The organism is Pseudomonas sp. A125, assembly GCF_055409485.1.
In genome coordinates this window covers 160,710-177,413 of sequence record NZ_JBUZVP010000013.1, presented here as the reverse complement: position 1 = coordinate 177,413, position 16,704 = coordinate 160,710, and the positions used below count along the sequence as shown (strand labels likewise).

Here is a 16,704-nt window from a genome sequence, read left to right as displayed (position 1 = left end):
ACCTCAGCGGTAGGCGTTGGGGGTGGAACAGGCGCGGTGCAGCAACGCGGTCAGCATGTGCAAACCATTGCGCATGTCCTGCTCGTTAGTGAACTCCGCTTCGTTATGGGACACGCCGTTGCTGCTCGGGATAAACAGCAGGCACACCGGGTAGTGCCGGCTCAGGCTGATGGCATCGTGGCCTGAGACAGTGACGCTGTTGCCGATGGGCAAGCCCAGTTGTTGGCCGACGCTGTAGGCCAGTTCGGCAAAACCGTGGTGCAGGTGAGTCGGCTCACGCAGGGCGCGGCTTTCGATGCTGTAGTCGGTCGACGTGGCGCTGGCGGTGGCCTTGAGGCTGGCGCTCAGGCGCTCACCGGCTGCGGCCAGCAATTGGGTGTCTGGCGAGCGGTATTCCACGTGCAGTGTCACGCTGGAGGGCACCACGTTGGGCGAGTTGGGGTAGATCTCCAGGCGCCCCACCGAGCTGTGCAGTTGCAAGCCGTGCAGCTCGGCCTCGGCACGCACGGCGGTGATCGCATGGGCGGCGGCCAGCAAGGCGTCCTTGCGCGCGGCCATGGGCGTGGGGCCGGTGTGGTTCTGTTCACCGATAAAACGAATCCGTTGTTTGAGGGCGGCCCAGGTCTCGCGCACCACACCGATGGCCAGCCCGTCGCGCTCAAGACCGTCGCCTTGTTCGACGTGGATTTCTACATAACCGGCGACATCCAGTTCGACCCGGCCCTCCCCCAGATAACCAATCTGTTGCAGCGCGTGCTTGAGGCTGATGCCGTCGCCATCGCAGCAGGCCCAGGCGTCTTGCAGCGCCAGGTCGCCAGTGAACACGCTGCTGCCGATCAGGCTGGGCTGGAAGCGCGCGCCTTCCTCGTTGGTCCAGTTCACCACCGCCAGGTTGCACGCCGGCACTTCGCCGCGTTCACGCAGTTGGCGGGCCAGGCTGGCCACCGCGACCGCGCCGGCCAGCACGCCGTAGACGCCGTCGAAACGCCCGGCGCTGGGCTGGCTGTCCAGATGCGATCCGCATAGCACGTAGGGCGCGTCTGGATTAAAGGTGATCAAGCCGAACATGTTACCCACCGCATCCACACGCACTTCAAAGCCGCGCTCGGTCAGCCAGGCGGCGAACAGGTCGCGCACGGCGCCGTCCTCGGCCGAGGCCGCCAGGCGATGCAGCCCACCGGCCGGGGTTGCGCCGATGGCTGACGTGTCACGAAACAGCGCCTCAAAGGTTGCAAGGTCCTGTTCACTGGGCGACAGCAACTCAGGGGTAAAGGATGTCGACATGGGCTTGCTCCAGGCGGGTCGCAAAATCGGCGGACGGCGCACGATTAGTGACCAGGGTCGTGATGGCGCTGAACGGCAGCGTGTTGATGAATGTGCGGTGGCCGAACTTGGCGTCGTCGGCCAGGATCACGCTGCGCAGGCTGTGTTTGGTCAGCGCCCGGCGCAGCAGCGCCTCGGGTTCCTGGTAGTCCATGAACCCCAGTTCCAGGTCGACAGCGCCGATGCCCATGAAGGCAATGTCGTAGTGGAACTGTCGGACGAATTCCAGGGTGTGGGCGCCAATCAGCGCGTTGTCGTTGCGGCGTACATCGCCGGGCACCACCAGCACCTGGTTGGCGCTTTGTTCGGTGATCAGGCGGGCGATGTCCAGGGAGTTGGTGATGATGCGCAACTGGCTGAACCCGGTCAGTTGCTGGGCCAGGGCCAGGGTCGAGGTGCCGGTGTCGAGAAACAGCACCATGCCTTCGCTCACCAGCTTGGCCGCGCACGCCGCAATGCGCGTCTTGGCCTGGGGCTTGATGCGGCTGCGCACTTGCAACGGCTGCTCTTCGTTGAGCCGCGGCAAAATCGCGCCACCGTGGATGCGCCGCAGCTTGCCGGCTTCTTCCAGGTACTTGAAGTCGCGGCGGATGGTTTCTTCGGAGACGAACAGCGCCTGCGCCAGGTCCGACGCCTTGACGCGCTGGTGTTGGATGAGCAGGAGCATGATTTCGTCGAGTCGTGGCTGGTTGAGCATAAAAGAAGTATTCCAGGGCAGGTTCAGGCGGCCGCGATTGCGCGCGCGAGGCCCACGGCGAGACGCGGCAAAAGCCGGTCCAGCGGTGAGCATCGGGCGTAATACGGCCATGGACAGGGTCACGGGTACCTCTCACTCATCAGGGTGTGAAAGGGCAGGACAACACAAAGCGTTTATCACGGGCGGGCTTCTGTTGAGCCCACTCCGGGTGCAATCAATCAGGGCGTCAGCATCGGGGGCAGGTGCTGATCCCAAGGGGCAATGGCTTCCACCGCTGCGCAGAATTGCAACACCTGAGCGTCGGCAAAACGCGGGCCGATCACCTGCAAGCCGATCGGCAAACCGCTTGGGCTGAAGCCACAGGGCAGGCTGGCGGCGGGGTTGCCGGTGATATTGAACGGATAGGTAAATGGCGTCCAGCGTGCCCACGGCACTGCGCCCTCCTCCCCTGGCCAACCTTGCGGGGCAACCTGGTCGGCGGCGAATGGCAAGATCGGCATCGTCGGCATCAGCAGCACGTCGTAGTCGTTAAACAGGGCGTGTACCTGATTGGCGAACAATGCGCGTTGCTGCACGGCCTTCAGGTAGGCCGCCAGATCGTAATCGGCGGAGCGCTTGATCAGTGCGGCGAAGCCTGGGTCCAGTTGGTCGAGACGGTCGGCCAGGGATTTGCCATAGGCGATCCCGCGCCCGCCGACCCACAGGGTTTCGAAGGTGGCCAGCGGGTCTCGCCAGTCCAGAGCCAGGGTGGTGACGGTGACCGACAGCTCATCCGCAAGGTAATGCACCGCCGCCTCGACGGTGGCGGCGATGACCGGGTCCACCGGGGTGTTGAACAAGGTTGGGCAATACGCCACACGCAACGGGCCCAGTGGCAGGTCGCAACGCGCCAGGTAAGACTCGTTGGGCGCGGGCAAGGCCTGGTGGTCCAGCGGGTCGGGGCCGGACAGGATATCGAACAGCAGCGCACTGTCGCGCACGGTGCGGGTGATCGGGCCAGCGTGACTGAGCATTTCAGTGGCCGACCAGGGCCAGGTGGGGATGCGCCCCAAAGAGCCTTTAAGGGCGAATGCACCGCAGAACGCACCGGGAATCCGCACCGAACCGCCGCCGTCAGAACCCAGCGTGGCCGGGACCATGCGTGCCGCCACGGCGATGGCCGAGCCGGAGCTGGAGCCGCCGCTGGTGAGTTGAGGGTTCCACGGGTTGCGGCCGTTGCCGAAGACACGGGAGGTGCTCGCGCCGGTCCAGCCGAATTCGGTGGTGGCAGTCTTGCCGAGGATGATCGCACCGGCGTCTTTGAGGCGGCGAATGATCGGCGCGTCCTGGGTGGGAACGTTGTCCAGGCCGGTCAGCGAGCCACGGGTGGTGCGCAGGTTGGCGGTGGAGAACAGGTCTTTGATGCCGAAGGGGATGCCGTGGAGCGGGCCGCGAAATTGGTTGGCCTGTGCTTCTGCGGTCAGGATTTCAGCCTGCTCCAGCGCAGACTCGGCGTAGACGTCGCCAAAGGCATTCAGTGTGGAATTGTGGGCTTTGATGGATTCGAGGCTTTGTTCCACCAGTTGCACGGGGGAGAGAGTGCCCAGGCGGATACTTTCGGCCGCTTGGAGAACGCTGGGCATGTGAGCCAGTGAGGTATCAGTCTTCATTGAGCATCCAGGGACATCTGCGAAAGGGTCCAGCGGGTACGTCAATAGACGCCAAGGGAATGGCGGCTGTCAAGTTGGATTTGTTGTGTATGTGGGTTTTGTGGGATTTGTTTTTACAGGGGGGATTTGGCTTACGAAAAAGGGCCGGTTTAGTCGGGAGTATGGCGAAACGTCCTATCAGTAGCAGTGGATAGCGCTGACTTCTTTCTCTCACAAACCTCTGCAAAGTCCCTCGCCTGATCACACAGCGCGAGGGAACGCCGATGTTTTTTTCGATTAACGCCCTGCCCGATGGGGCTGCTTCTTGAATCCCGCCATTGGCTTTCTGGTCGTGGCGGCGATGGACCCGAAGACGCGCGACGTCGATGCGGTTCTCAACGACTTCACGCATTGCCTGAACACCTACGACGCCTGGGCCGAGAGCTTCTGGAGCTTTTCGGCACTGGACGTCGAGCAGGTGTTCAAGGTGGGGGATGAGGTTTCGCTGGTCGCACCTATCACCCGTTCCTTGTATCCCAGCAGCACCGTCGCGACCTGCAAGGCCAACGCGCCGTTAACCCTGGTGCATATGTTCCAGAGCACGCGGTTCGTGCCCATCGGCAATACACCGGTGATGCTCCAGGAAATCGCACCAGACGGTGGCCCGCTCGGCGCCCCCCTCCATAAAACCATCGGCCCCAGCGGCATGCTCGAAGTCACCGAGTGCACCGTCGACAAGCAGTACCGGGTCAGTTTTTATCCCAACGTTTCCCGGGACCATGTCAAGGCGCTGTACGCCTCCTATCAGTCCGAGATCAGCTCGCTGGAAGGCCGCTTGCGCGGCGAGTGGACGAGCACCTTCAAGCCGATATGGGAGAGCTATTCCAAGGCCGGCTTTGTCGATCGCTACACCTCGCTGCAACTGGCGTACGCGCAAGGGTTTGGCAACGTGCTTTACGGTCTCTGGGACAGTATTGCGCAGCTGTACCAGTGGTTGGCAGATATCAAGCCCAACAGCGAAAAGCTTCTGCAGTACCTCTCCCAGGCCGAGCTTGCGGCGCTGATGAAGCTCAGTAATGAGGCGATTGCCAAAGGATTGTTGATTCTCAGCGACGAGCCGCTGCTGTTCGTCTACCTGTCCGCGATGGTCAGTTGGATGCGCATGCTGCCGCCGCATTACATGCTTGAGTTGCTGGGGGAGATCACTACTGAGGTGTTGCTCAACCTGCTGTTGCTGTGGGCCACCGGCGGTATGGGTGTGGCGGTACGGCTGGGCGCGCAGGTGCTGGGCAAGGTCAAGTCCGAGCGGGCGCGGGAGTGGTTGGAGCAGATTGCAAGATTGGGCGGTACGGCTCGGATGGATGGGCATGCCGAGGTGCTTAAGCCGGTAGCGCTTCAGAGCCATGCAGTGCCGGTGAAAGCGGCGGCGGTGCCGTTGAAGGTGGGTCCAGATCAGGTTTCGAATCCGGCACCGATGGTGCGGGAGCCCAAGACAGCGCGTACGACGCTGGTGAAGCAGGAGCCTGTGGATGATGCGCCGGCTTCAGCGAAAAACCCTGGCGGTGATTCAGCGGCCATTGCGGACAAGACCGCAACCAATGGCTGCCCGGTATCGATGGTTACTGGTGAGGAGCTACTGACCGTCACGGACGGCTCGTTGGAGGGTGTGCTGCCATTTGCCTGGACGCGGTTGTATCGCAGCAGTGCGGTGGAGGTGGATTGCGGGTTGGGATTTGGCTGGAGTCATTCGCTGGCGCAGCGGTTGGTGGTTAGCGGTGAATCGGTGGTATGGACCGATCACGAGAACCGCAGCACCACCTTTCCCCTGCCCTCTGCTGCGCGACCGGCCATCACCAATAGCCTGGCGGAAGCGGCGATTTATCTGGGCACTTTGCCGGATGAATTGGTGCTGGCTCAGGCCTCACTTTTCTACCACTTTCGCGACGGTGTGCTGACGTCGATCAGTGACGCGTACGACAACCGGCTGCGCATTTCCCGCGATTATTCAGGGCGCATTCAGCGGGTCGATAACGGCGTTGGTCATGGATTGATGCTGCGGTATGACCGCGGGCATATCGTTGCGGTCGACTATCAGGTGCAGCGGGAGCTCGCCTGGGCTACCGAACAGAACGTTGTTTCCTACAAGTATGACGACGCTTGGCGGTTGATTGAGGCGACCAACGCGGTAGGCGAAAGCGAGCGTTATCGGTACGACGATCAGCAGGTGATCCTGGAGCGGGAACTGGCTGGTGGGGCGAGTTTCTTTTGGGAGTGGGAACGGTCTGGCAAGGCTGCAAGGTGTGTCCGGCACTGGGCCAGTTTCTCGCAGATGGACACGCGGTATGTGTGGGATGACAACGGCAGTGTCACCGTGCACAACGCCGATGGCAGCCAGGAAGTCTACGTGCACGACCAGCGCGCACGGCTGGTGCAGCGGATTGATCCGGACGGCGCGCAGCACTTCAAATCTTACGATGAAAAAGGCCGGCTAACGGTCGAGCAGGATCCGCTGGGGGCGGTGACGGCGTATCAATACGACGAAGCCGGTCGGTTGATTGCGCTGTTTCCCGGTGACGATGCGCCCACGTCCTACGAGCATGACAACGGTTTCGTACGGCTAATGCGCCGTGGTGACGCGGTGTGGAAATACCAGCGTAATGATCAGGGCGACATCACCCGCAAGACCGATCCGGACGGTAACTACACCGAATACACCTACACCAAACACGGAAAACTCTCCGGCGTCTGGTATCCGGACAACAGCAGCCAGCGGCTGACCTGGAACGAGCGTGGTCAGCTCACCGAGGAAAAACTGGCCAATGGCGGTGTGCGGCGTTATCGCTATGACGACCTGGGGCGGCAGGTTGCCTGCGAGGATGAGCATGGCGCACTGACCCAGTACCAATGGGACGCTGTGGGCCGTTTGCTGAAGGTGATTCAGCCCGACGGTGGCACTCGCGAATTCAGCTACAACCCGTACGGAAAAATCACCGCCGAGCGCGATGAACTGGGTCGCGTAACTCGCTATGAGTATGCGGACGGCCTGCACCTGATCAGTCGCCGGGTAAATCCCGACGGCACCCAGCTCAAATACCGTTATGACAACGTCCGGTTGCTACTGACCGAGATTGAAAACGAGGTTGGCGAAACCTATCGGCTCGACTATCACGCCAACGGCCTGATCCAGCAGGAAACCGGGTTTGATGGCCGCCGTACCGCCTACGTTTACGACCTCGCCGGGCACCTGCTGGAAAAGACCGAATACGGTGACGATGGCAGCCAGCTGGTTACCCGATATGAGCGCGATGTAGCCGGTCGCCTCGTAAGAAAAACCCTGCCCGACCGCAGCATTGTCGATTACACCTACGACCGCCTCGGAAACCTTCTCAGCGTCGACGACGGCCACTGGCCGCTGCACTACGAATACGACCTGCAAGACCGCCTCACCGCCGAACACCAAGGCTGGGGCACCTTGCGCTATGGCTACGACGAATGCGGCCAGCTCGAAAAACTACGCCTGCCCGATAACAACCGCCTCACCTTCTTGCACGACAAGGGTGGCGACCTCGCCACCATCGAGCTCAATGGCAAACCGCTCACTTCGCACCTGTTCAAATCCGGCCGTGAACACCAGCGCCAGCAAGGCCAGCTCCTAAGCCACTACCACTACGACGACCAGGGCCGCCTGCACGCCCACGCCATCACCCAACAGGAACAACGCCACCAGCGCCGCCAGTACGACTACGACAAACGCGGCAACCTGACCCGCATCCTCGACACCCGTAAAGGCCAGCACGACTACCACTACGACCCACTCGACCGCTTGACCCGCGCCAACCACTCGCACGACCGGCAGGAACGCTTCGTCCACGATCCAGCGGGCAACCTGCTGATGCAAGATCGCATCGGCCCGAGCGTGATCAAAGGCAACCGCCTGTTGATGCAAGGCGACCGCCATTACGACTACGACGCCTTCGGCAACCTCCTGCGCGAACGCCGGGGCCGCGACCAGCAGTTAGTTACCGAATACCGCTACGACTGCCAACACCGACTGATCAGCGTCACCCAGCCCGACGGCAGCCAGGCCAGCTATCGCTATGACCCGTTTGGTCGGCGGATCACCAAAACCCTCAACGGCCAGACCACCGAGTTCTTCTGGCAAGGCGACACCCTGATCGCCGAACACAGCGCCGATCACCACCAGAGCTACCTCTACGAACCCAACAGCTTCCGCCCGTTAGCGCTGCTGAAAGGCTACGGCCCGGAAGCCGTAAAACCCTTCCACTACCAACTCGACCACCTTGGCACGCCACAAGAACTCACCGCACCCGATGGCGAAATCGTCTGGTCCGCGCATTACCGCGCCTATGGCCAAATCGCAAAGCTGGACGTCAACACCCTCACCAACCCGCTGCGCTTCCAGGGCCAATACTTCGACCCGGAAAGCGGGCTGCACTACAACCGCCATCGCTACTACAATCCGGACGTTGGCCGCTACCTGACGCCTGATCCCGTGAAACTGGCGGGTGGACTGAACGGCTACCAGTACGTGCCCAACCCTACGGGGTGGGTGGATCCGTTGGGATTGAATACCTGTCCGGGTGCGAATGGGTGTAAACCGGATGTCGGGGTTGGCGATCCGACCGAAAAAGCTACGGTAAACGAAGGCCAGCCTGCTTTACCTCGTCTGACACAGGCCGAACGACGCGCACGAATTGATGAGCTTGGCGAGGCGAATGCATACCGCCGTCTTGATGAACTTGAACAAGCAACACCCGGAGCGCATTTTCTGGAAAAGCATGGGGCGCAGACGTCGCTGGCTTCCCAGTTGGAACGTGCAATGACAGCTAGAAATCCTACTACCGGTGACATTGAGAGATACGTTAGCGGTTCGAATAGGGGGCAACCAAGACTTCCTAGCGCCGCGACTCATTTTATCAGCCATAGAGACCAACTAAATTCAATTCACCGCGCACAACTCATATTCAAATTGACTAACATATCGACATCCAGCAAACCTATGGACATGAAAAAAATCATTGGCGAGGGATACAAAAAAGACGGCTTCGAGTATGGAAAACAGACAAAAGCAAGAGTGATACTAGACCAGCATGGACAACCCATCACTGCCTACACGGAGTTTAAATGAAATTTTCACCCGACCTTCAAATCACCAGAAACCTGCTATTTACCTATTGTATTGAGAACGCGGACGACATAGAAAGAGAAGAGTTCATCGCCTCAAAAAACGTCAATGACGATAGAGAACTCTCTGAGCTTTTTGACAAACTAACAAAGCCTGTATTTTTTTCATACAAAGTCGATGAAAGGCAGTGGCATATAGATACACTCAAATACTTCCTAAGAACTAATGATAGCTTCGACTCCGTATTCTATCTTTTCGATACTTACTTTGAAGGCGAAATCATTGACAGAAAACAGTTTATGAGAATCTTGCTCCAGTGCCTTGTACGCTACCAAGTTGAGTTTGCTGAAAGACCACCTACATAAGGCAATGCAGACAAACCTATCGGGTAGAAAACATAGAGGGCAACCTCACTCGTCCAAACCACTGCTTAACCGCCTTTCAATCTTGACAACGATAAAAACGGAGGATGCCCTACTTAGGTAATCCCTATGAAATTAGTCCACTTGGCAAACACTGAAAAAGACCAAAAAAATGAGCCCTGCATTAACAGCGTTGCAACAGTTTTTTGGTGGCTACTTCAACCAGGACTGGGTCTACGATCACGACTCTGCAGACGAGGTCATTGACTCTTTTATAAACGAGTCAGACCCCGAGACAATATGCCAAGTAAGGCAGGAAATCATTGAGCTCTTAGCCGTTCAAAATGCAGAGATAGACCTCCAAAAAAACCTTCTCTATGAACAGTACTGTTACTACCACTATCCCCACGAGTGGCCATCAGGACGATTGTGGCTTGAACATGTCATAGAAAAGCTCGACAAGGCACTAAGCGAAGGGACGCGTGAAGGAGGATAGACGGCTTTACAACGAGATTTTCTACACATTCACCCCACTGAATGATCAAGACGTGCACTATGAGCATCCAGAATTAAACGAGGAGTTAATACGGTTGAACGTAGAGAGAATTGACGTGAGTTTTCACTGACTCTCCAAGAAAAAGGCAAAAGACAAAAGACAAAAGACAAAAGACAAAATTATTTACTTAACTCGTTATTCAAAACTGAGAATTTGGATGGGGGCGATTTACCGAGCTTATGCCCCACAAACTACTTCCTAAGCCCTTGATTTCTGAGGGCCACCTTACGTTCTATCACCAAGAGGGCTTTTAGTTTATACAGCGCAGCCCTCACTCTATTCCGGCAATCTCTCCCCTCAACTCCACGCCACCACCAACAACCCCGCCCCTAACACCAAACACAGCGGCGAGTAAAAAAATGTATCCAGCCGCGCAAACCGCGACCCACCGACCTTCTTGAAAAACCCCACCAGCTCCGAATCCCCAATCGCCCGGGCAAACATCACCAGTGCTACTGCACTAATCCCCCACTGCAAAGCATGGTTGGACACCGGCTCGAAATACAGCCCGGCCCGCAAACACACCAGCACTGCAATCGCCACCAACCCCACACCCACCAGCAACGTTCCCAGTGCCGAAGGCTTGAACGCCGGCCTTGGCCCCCTGGCGAATTCACCCGGCAGCTGCGGAATAGCCGCCATCACACCCAATTTGCCACCGGCCGCCCAGTACAAATGCACCAGGCTGATAAAACCAAACACCCCGACAATCCATCGCGCGACTAAAAAGCTCATGGCTGGATATCCTTGGAAAAGTCCGGAAGAGGATAGCCCTCTTGAGATTTTTTGCAGGCAATTCGTCGGCGGCTGATGCTAAAGTGCCGCCCCATGAAACTCGCCCGTACCGACCGCTCGCTCATTGCCTGGATGCTCTATTGCTGCGTCCTGTTCAATGTGTTCGCCTGCAGCATCGGCCACGGGCAGATGGTCGGGATGCAGCTCAACGGCATCGGCGGCCAGTTCTGTACGGTAGACCCGCGCACCCAGGCGCCGGCGCCTTACACGTCCACCGATGAATCCCTGCCCACGCTCTCGAAAGCCTTCGGTTGCCCGCTGTGCTCTACCGGTGGCATGGGCCCGCCGCTCAACTCCAGCCTCAACGTGGCCGTGCTGCCGCAACCCCATGCGCCGCCGCCGGCAATCGTTGCCAGCGCCGACATTCCTGCCCGTTTCACCTGGCCTGCGGCTAATCCGCGCGCCCCGCCCGCCTTCGCCTGATACCTGCGCTTTTTTTGATTTGCACAAGTTGCCGGCTCCCTCAGGAGTACGGGCGGCTGTGCGTTGTTTTCAAGCCATGTTTTCAGGATTCAACCATGAAACATATACCCCTTTTGGCGGGCCTGTTCGCCTGCCTGCCTGTCAGTACCTGGGCGATCGAGCTGGCACCAACCACCATTGATGGCGAGCAAACCGGTGATGCCGGCCTGGCCCTGGATCAGTCCAGTGGCATGGCCTCGCGCCTGGGGTTGAGCGTGCGGGAAACCCCGGCGTCCATCAGCATTGCCAACCGTAATGACATCGAGCGCCGAGGCGCCAAGACCTTCCAGGACGCGGCCAATACCCTGCCTGGGGTCAACGCCAGCGCGCCGCCGGGGTTCGGCGGTTTTATATCCTATCGGGGTTTTACCAGTAGCCAGATTACCCAAATGTTCAATGGCGTCGCGGTGTCCGGCGGCCTTGCCCGTCCGGTGGATGCATGGATTTATGACCGGGTCGAATTGGTCGGCGGCCCCTCCTCCCTGATCAACGGCGCCGGTTCCGTTGGTGGTTCGCTGAACTACGTGACCAAGCTCGCCACCCGCGAGGAACAAGCCGCCGAAGGGCAACTGACGTATGGCAGCTACGACACCGCCGGGATGGCCTTCGGCCTGAACCATGCGCTGACCGAACCGGGTGCCGAGGTGCAGCATTACGCGCGCCTGGACGTGAGCCGCAATACCAACCATACGTACATCGACCGCCAGCAACGCGATGCCTGGAGCGTGGCATTTTCCCTGCTGAGTGATTTCACACCAAACCTGTCCCACACCCTGGCGCTGGAATACCAGGACGAGCACGAAGACAGCCCCTATTGGGGCACGCCAGTGCTCAACCCGAAGTCGGGCGAGCTGAAGATCGACAAGCACAACCGCTTCAACAACTACAACGTGGCCGACGGCCGTTATGAGCAACGCACGATCTGGATGCGCTCGATCATCGACTACCGGATCAATGACAGCACCACCCTGAAAAATACGCTCTATCACCTCGACAGCCAGCGCGACTATCGCAACCTGGAAACCTACCAGTACAACGCCGACAACAGTGCGGTAAATCGCTCGACGGCCTATCAGGTGCGCCATCAGGGAGAGCAGAACGGCAACCAGTTCGAACTGCGCCATGACGACACCGTCTTCGGGTTGAGCACGACCTGGTCAGGTGGCTTTGAGTACAAGGTCAACAGCACCACCAGCAACCCACTGAACGTACCGGGTAAAAACACGGTGGACCCGAACAACTACGATCCGGGGCATTTCTATGACCTTCCGGGTACCAAACCCGGCTTCGATCCGGACAAGACCAACGCAGTCACCACCAAAGCGCTGTTCGTTGAAAACCGCCTGGGCCTGACCGACAAACTGTCGCTGCTCACGGGCCTGCGCTACGACGCGATCGACCTTGAGGTCACCAACCATCGGGACATCACCGCGAGCAATCCGCGGCACGTCAAGCGCAGTTGGGAGCCGGTGACCGGGCGTATTGGCCTGACCTATCAGTTCATCCCACAAGCCAATGTCTACGTGCAATACAGCACCGCCGCCGAACAGCCGAGCAGCACTACCCAGGTATTCGACGTGTCCACCGGCAAGCAATGGGAAGTGGGCAGCAAGTTTGATTACCTCGACGGTCGCGGTTCGGCCACCGTTGCCGCCTACCGGATCGAGCGCAAAGACTTCGCCGTGACCGACCCGTTGGACCCGACCAACAGCATCCCGGTGGGCGCGCAGTCATCCAAGGGTATCGAGTTGGCCAGTTCGTTGCGGGTCACGCCTAAGCTATTGCTGGAGGGCAACTACGCCTGGGTCGATGCCGAGTACGAGGACTTCAACGAGAAAATCGCCAGCGGTGCCGTGGTGTCGCGCAAGGGTAATACGCCGACCAATGTGCCCAGGCAGGTGGGTAATCTGTGGCTGACCTATGACTTTGCCGAAGACTGGCAAGGGGGTGTGGATGCGCGGTATGTGGCGTCGGTGTATGCCGATAACGCGAATACGCTGACGGTGCCGGCGTATACGCTGTTCGGTACGTTCCTGACCTACAAGGTGGATCAACACACCTCCGTGACGGGCCGGGTGCGCAACCTGACCAATGAGGTGTATGCCGAGTTTGCCCACGTGTCACCGGCATATTACCTCGGGTCGCCGAGGACGTTTGAGCTGGCAGTGCAGACCAGGTTCTGACACAAACCCTGTAGGAGCCCGGCTTGCCGGCGATGGCGTCTTCGAGGTTGCCATCGCCGGCAAGCCGGGCTCCTACGAGGGCCTCTTCTATTTCAGGCTGGTTTCTACCTTACGAGGGCCTCTTCTATTTCAGGCTGGTTTCTACCTTCTGCGCTACATCCTCGGTCAACCAGGCCTTCCAGATTTCAGGATGATCCTTAAGGAATGCCTGGGCGACTTCACGCGGCTGGCTGTGCTTTTCGCTCATTTCGGCCAGCGCCTTGTTCAGCGGTTCGATCGGAAGGTCGACCTTGGCAAAAAACTCGGCGATCTGCGGATGCTCTTTCTGGAACGGCGTAGACACACCAATGCTCAGTTTGGAGGCCAGGGAGCGGGTGGGTTTCGGGTCAGGGTTGTCCGCATCCGTCAGCGTTTTCCAGGCTTGAGCATCAAACGGCGGCTCTTCCAACTGGATCAGTTTGTAGCGCCCCATCAGCGGCGTAGGTGACCAGTAATAGAACAACACCGGTTTACCCCGACGGATCGACGAGGCAATCTCGGCGTCCAACGCGGCACCCGAACCACTGCGGAAGTTCACGTAGCTGTCGTCAAGCCCATACGCCTTGAGTTTCTGTTTGTTGACCACTTCAGAGGTCCAGCCAATCGGGCTGTTGAGGAAGCGGCCCTTGGTCGGTGCTTCCGGGTCCTTGAACACGTCCTTGTAGCGCGCCAGGTCCTTCACGCTGCGCAGGTCCGGCGCCAGGGGCTTGATACCTCTGGCCGGGTCGCCCTTGACCACGTACTCAGGCACCCACCAGCCTTCGGTAGCGCCCTTGACGATGTCCCCAAGCCCCACCACTTTGCCTTCTGCCTCGGCCTTGACCCACACCGGACTGCGGCCGGCCCACTCTTCGCCGATCACCTGGATGTCGTTCTTCGCCAGAGCGGTTTCCAGGGTGATGGTGGTGCCGGGCAAGGTGTCGGTGGGCAGGTCATAGCCCTTTTCGACAATTACCCGCAGCACCTCGGTGATCAGGCTGCCACTTTCCCAGTTCAGGTCTGCAAAATGAATCGGCGCGGGGGCAGCCGATACCGGCAGCGACGCCACCGACAGACTCAGGGTCGTCAGCGAGGCCGCCAACAGCGTTCGAATTCCTTTCATGCTTTGCACCTCATGCCTACAGCAATAGCGGACGGCTTTGCTGTAACACCGCGAAGCCTCTGAATACTTAAGTCAACTCAACTGTAGTAGAGGTTCCGGGGAACAGGGCATGTCGCCGGTTTTACGGCGGATTGTTCAGGCGCTGCAGCTCGCGGCGCACCATGCTGGCGAACTCGGCGGGCTTGAGTGCATACAACTGGCCGGCGACCCAGTTCAACCAGGCGCCCTGCAACTCGGGCTTGCGGGCAAACAGTTGAGCCGCCCTGGCTTGGGCATCGAGCAGGTGTTGCTCGTGGAACTGCGCCCTGCCCTGGCTCATTACTCGCTGGCCTTGAAGGTCACGAGTTCACCCTTGCGCCATTTGGCAGCCTTGCCGGTGACGGCCTTCAGGGTCTTGGTCAGGCCTTCTACCAATTGCTCATTGGCGGCGAACACCAACATCACGCTGTGACCTTCCTTGAACACGATGCCCTGGCCTTCGGCCGAGGAAACAAAGGCGTATTCGCCCAGGCCATACACCGTCAACTTGATATCGCGAAACTTCAGCTCGAACTTGCCGCCTTCACGACTGGGCAACACCGCAGCGCGAAAATGGTCACCTACCTTGAGTTCCAGGCGCGGCTTATCGTCTACCACCAACGCCGCTTCGGTATCGATCTCGGCGATGTAGATCCCTTCGGGCGTCTGCTCGGTGATGTAGATGAAACGGGATTGAAACAGCTTGACCAACTTTGCGCGCAAATCACCCAGCACGAATAACGCGTGCATATCCAGATTACTGACTGCCAAGGAAACGCCCCCACATCAAAAGGGTGCTGTCCGCCCAAGCGGGCAGCACAAAAAAACGGCCGAAACGGCACGATCACACAACAAATTCACTGAAAAAACTGAAGAAGATCACGCTGCCAGGCCATAAGACTAGTACAGGCCTGCCCGACGCACCTTAAACAGGTCGCCAGGCGTTGCAGGAAATCACAGGTTTAACGGCCAGAGAATACCGACCGCCCCACTTCAGATAATAACCCTTTAAAAAATGCATTTTTCCGACACCCAACACAGACGCTAATGTTTTGGATGGAACCAGGCGCCCGGTGCTGACGACAATACTAAAACAGCAACACGGGTCAAAACCACCCGGAAGACTGCAAACGGGTCCGCAAGATCGATCGACAGGAGCAGATTATGCAACGACCTCAACCGATTGCCATACCCTCCGGCACGGGTTCATCCTTTCTGGATGACGGCCGATTCTACTCCCTATACCCGCACGGCGGTTGCCTGCATTCGGCGCTCTACCGAGTATTGCCCGCCGGAAGGAATTTCTTCCATATCCTTGAGGTGCCCAGCGGGCGGATCAAAGGTTTTCGCCGTGGCCATAATCAAGCCTGCGAACTGGCCAGGCAACTGGAAGCCAGCCTATACGCAACCCACGGCTAAACGTCGGCTGTCGTTTCGTCATCTGGCTGACTTTACCGCGCCGCCCGCGCCTAACAACTGCCATACTGGTCCGTCCATTGAGATTTGTCCCCTTGCGGTGCAGGTTTCATCAGCGCAACTACCTCCAAGGGAAGGCAATACGTGACGGAATTTGATATTGGCGAATTTTTCATCCATGGCGAGTGCAGGGAAATAGACGGCGAATTCCAGGCAGTGATTGTGATGCGGGCCAAGGCGCCCCTCACCACCGTGACGACCCACCAGGTAGAAAAGGACCGTTGGTTCAAAACCGCAGACGCTGCCAACACGGCTGCCAAGGATGCCGCAAAAGCCCTTAAGGCCGCCGTCGATTCGGGCGCGCTGACCTCTTGACCACCTGGCGCGAAAATCCGATCGAACTCTGACCCGTCACAACCCTCCCATGCATACGATGATCAGCCTGCATGGAGAACGATATGGATGCGCCGACGTACACCCTCGAAGACTTGTTTGAACAACTTGGCCTGGACTCCTCCCCGGAAGCGATTGACGCCTTTATTGGCGAACATCCCCTGGCCGATGGCGTAAAGCTGATCGATGCGGATTTCTGGTCACCGCAACAAGCGCAATTCCTTAAAGAGGAACTGCGGGTAGACGCAGTCTGGGCTATCGCGGTCGACGAACTGAACGAGCGCCTGCACCGGCCACGCTGAAGCTTCAATGCAGGCTGTCTGACTGCTCCAGGCGCAATGAGGCCTCCCAGGCAGCCCTGCACTCTTCGGCCTCGTCGCGACTGGCGAACGCCGTACCCCGCTGCTCGCCGTTTAGCAGCACCACCCAACAGGCTTTTTGGCCCAGCGCTCGCAAGGTCGCCGGTACACCACTGCCGATCATCACCGCGACATCGACTCTGCTTTGCATGGAACGCCTCCGGAGAATTAGTTAGCTGGCTAACAATATTCGCCATGCTACGGTTTTCCTCCAGTTGGAAAAAG

At 58.9% G+C, this 16,704-nt stretch carries 16 protein-coding genes; 8 read left to right on the top strand and 8 right to left on the bottom strand.

Annotated features, from left to right (window positions below; all coding sequences use genetic code 11):
• Positions 1-3 precede the first annotated feature (3 nt).
• From ACZRN6_RS19225 to ACZRN6_RS19215, 3 genes are all read right to left on the bottom strand, one after another.
• Positions 4-1,284 (bottom strand): allantoate amidohydrolase, encoded by a 1,281-nt coding sequence (locus ACZRN6_RS19225; protein WP_464008535.1) that lies wholly within the window; start codon positions 1,282-1,284, stop codon positions 4-6.
• Complete coding sequence (locus ACZRN6_RS19220; protein WP_322144801.1) at positions 1,262-2,020, bottom strand: DeoR/GlpR family DNA-binding transcription regulator; 759 nt, start codon at positions 2,018-2,020, stop codon at positions 1,262-1,264. Before ACZRN6_RS19220 ends, ACZRN6_RS19225 begins: the two co-directional genes overlap by 23 nt.
• A 218-nt stretch (positions 2,021-2,238) precedes the next feature.
• Positions 2,239-3,642: an amidase gene (locus tag ACZRN6_RS19215; RefSeq protein ID WP_464008556.1), complete on the bottom strand. Its 1,404-nt coding sequence runs from the start codon at positions 3,640-3,642 to the stop codon at positions 2,239-2,241.
• Between the two features lie 367 nt (positions 3,643-4,009).
• Here ACZRN6_RS19215 and ACZRN6_RS19210 point away from each other — a divergent pair, with 367 nt between their 5' ends.
• The 3 genes from ACZRN6_RS19210 (at position 4,010) to ACZRN6_RS19200 (ending at position 9,652) form a co-directional block, all read left to right on the top strand.
• Positions 4,010-8,797, top strand: coding sequence for an RHS repeat-associated core domain-containing protein (locus tag ACZRN6_RS19210; RefSeq protein WP_464008555.1), 4,788 nt, complete (start codon positions 4,010-4,012; stop codon positions 8,795-8,797).
• On the top strand, positions 8,794-9,159 hold the full coding sequence (locus tag ACZRN6_RS19205) for a hypothetical protein (protein WP_464008534.1): 366 nt from the start codon (positions 8,794-8,796) through the stop codon (positions 9,157-9,159). Before ACZRN6_RS19210 ends, ACZRN6_RS19205 begins: the two co-directional genes overlap by 4 nt.
• 169 nt (positions 9,160-9,328) lie before the next feature.
• Positions 9,329-9,652, top strand: coding sequence for a contact-dependent growth inhibition system immunity protein (locus ACZRN6_RS19200; RefSeq protein ID WP_464008533.1), 324 nt, complete (start codon positions 9,329-9,331; stop codon positions 9,650-9,652).
• A 357-nt stretch (positions 9,653-10,009) separates the two neighbouring features.
• Here the strand turns inward: ACZRN6_RS19200 and ACZRN6_RS19195 are convergent, their stop codons facing one another.
• Positions 10,010-10,447: a DUF3995 domain-containing protein gene (locus tag ACZRN6_RS19195; protein ID WP_464008532.1), complete on the bottom strand. Its 438-nt coding sequence runs from the start codon at positions 10,445-10,447 to the stop codon at positions 10,010-10,012.
• Between the two features lie 93 nt (positions 10,448-10,540).
• Between ACZRN6_RS19195 and ACZRN6_RS19190 the strand changes: the two genes are divergently transcribed.
• Both ACZRN6_RS19190 and ACZRN6_RS19185 read left to right on the top strand, forming a co-directional pair.
• Complete coding sequence (locus ACZRN6_RS19190) at positions 10,541-10,930, top strand: DUF2946 domain-containing protein (protein WP_322144796.1); 390 nt, start codon at positions 10,541-10,543, stop codon at positions 10,928-10,930.
• 95 nt (positions 10,931-11,025) lie between these two features.
• Positions 11,026-13,152 (top strand): TonB-dependent receptor, encoded by a 2,127-nt coding sequence (locus tag ACZRN6_RS19185; protein ID WP_464008531.1) that lies wholly within the window; start codon positions 11,026-11,028, stop codon positions 13,150-13,152.
• Between the two features lie 124 nt (positions 13,153-13,276).
• Here the strand turns inward: ACZRN6_RS19185 and ACZRN6_RS19180 are convergent, their stop codons facing one another.
• From ACZRN6_RS19180 to ACZRN6_RS19170, 3 genes are all read right to left on the bottom strand, one after another.
• Complete coding sequence (locus ACZRN6_RS19180; protein WP_322144794.1) at positions 13,277-14,293, bottom strand: ABC transporter substrate-binding protein; 1,017 nt, start codon at positions 14,291-14,293, stop codon at positions 13,277-13,279.
• Positions 14,294-14,414: 121 nt separating this feature from the next.
• Positions 14,415-14,612 (bottom strand): hypothetical protein, encoded by a 198-nt coding sequence (locus tag ACZRN6_RS19175; protein ID WP_322144793.1) that lies wholly within the window; start codon positions 14,610-14,612, stop codon positions 14,415-14,417.
• Positions 14,612-15,061 carry a hypothetical protein gene (locus ACZRN6_RS19170; RefSeq protein WP_322144792.1) on the bottom strand — a complete coding sequence of 150 codons (450 nt, stop codon included), beginning with the start codon at positions 15,059-15,061 and terminating at the stop codon, positions 14,612-14,614. The genes ACZRN6_RS19175 and ACZRN6_RS19170 overlap by 1 nt, the downstream gene beginning before the upstream one ends.
• A 414-nt stretch (positions 15,062-15,475) precedes the next feature.
• Here ACZRN6_RS19170 and ACZRN6_RS19165 point away from each other — a divergent pair, with 414 nt between their 5' ends.
• The 3 genes from ACZRN6_RS19165 (at position 15,476) to ACZRN6_RS19155 (ending at position 16,422) form a co-directional block, all read left to right on the top strand.
• The gene (locus tag ACZRN6_RS19165; protein ID WP_322144791.1) at positions 15,476-15,730 is read left to right on the top strand and encodes a hypothetical protein; all 255 of its coding nucleotides are present in this window, start codon (positions 15,476-15,478) and stop codon (positions 15,728-15,730) included.
• 141 nt (positions 15,731-15,871) lie between these two features.
• Positions 15,872-16,102 (top strand): hypothetical protein, encoded by a 231-nt coding sequence (locus ACZRN6_RS19160; protein ID WP_322144790.1) that lies wholly within the window; start codon positions 15,872-15,874, stop codon positions 16,100-16,102.
• Positions 16,103-16,185: 83 nt separating this feature from the next.
• Positions 16,186-16,422 (top strand): DUF2789 domain-containing protein, encoded by a 237-nt coding sequence (locus ACZRN6_RS19155; protein WP_322144789.1) that lies wholly within the window; start codon positions 16,186-16,188, stop codon positions 16,420-16,422.
• A gap of 4 nt (positions 16,423-16,426) precedes the next feature.
• On the opposite strand, the gene ACZRN6_RS19150 is transcribed toward ACZRN6_RS19155, so the two are convergent.
• Positions 16,427-16,630, bottom strand: a complete 204-nt coding sequence (locus ACZRN6_RS19150) for a hypothetical protein (RefSeq protein WP_322144788.1) — start codon at positions 16,628-16,630, stop codon at positions 16,427-16,429.
• Positions 16,631-16,704 lie beyond the last annotated feature (74 nt).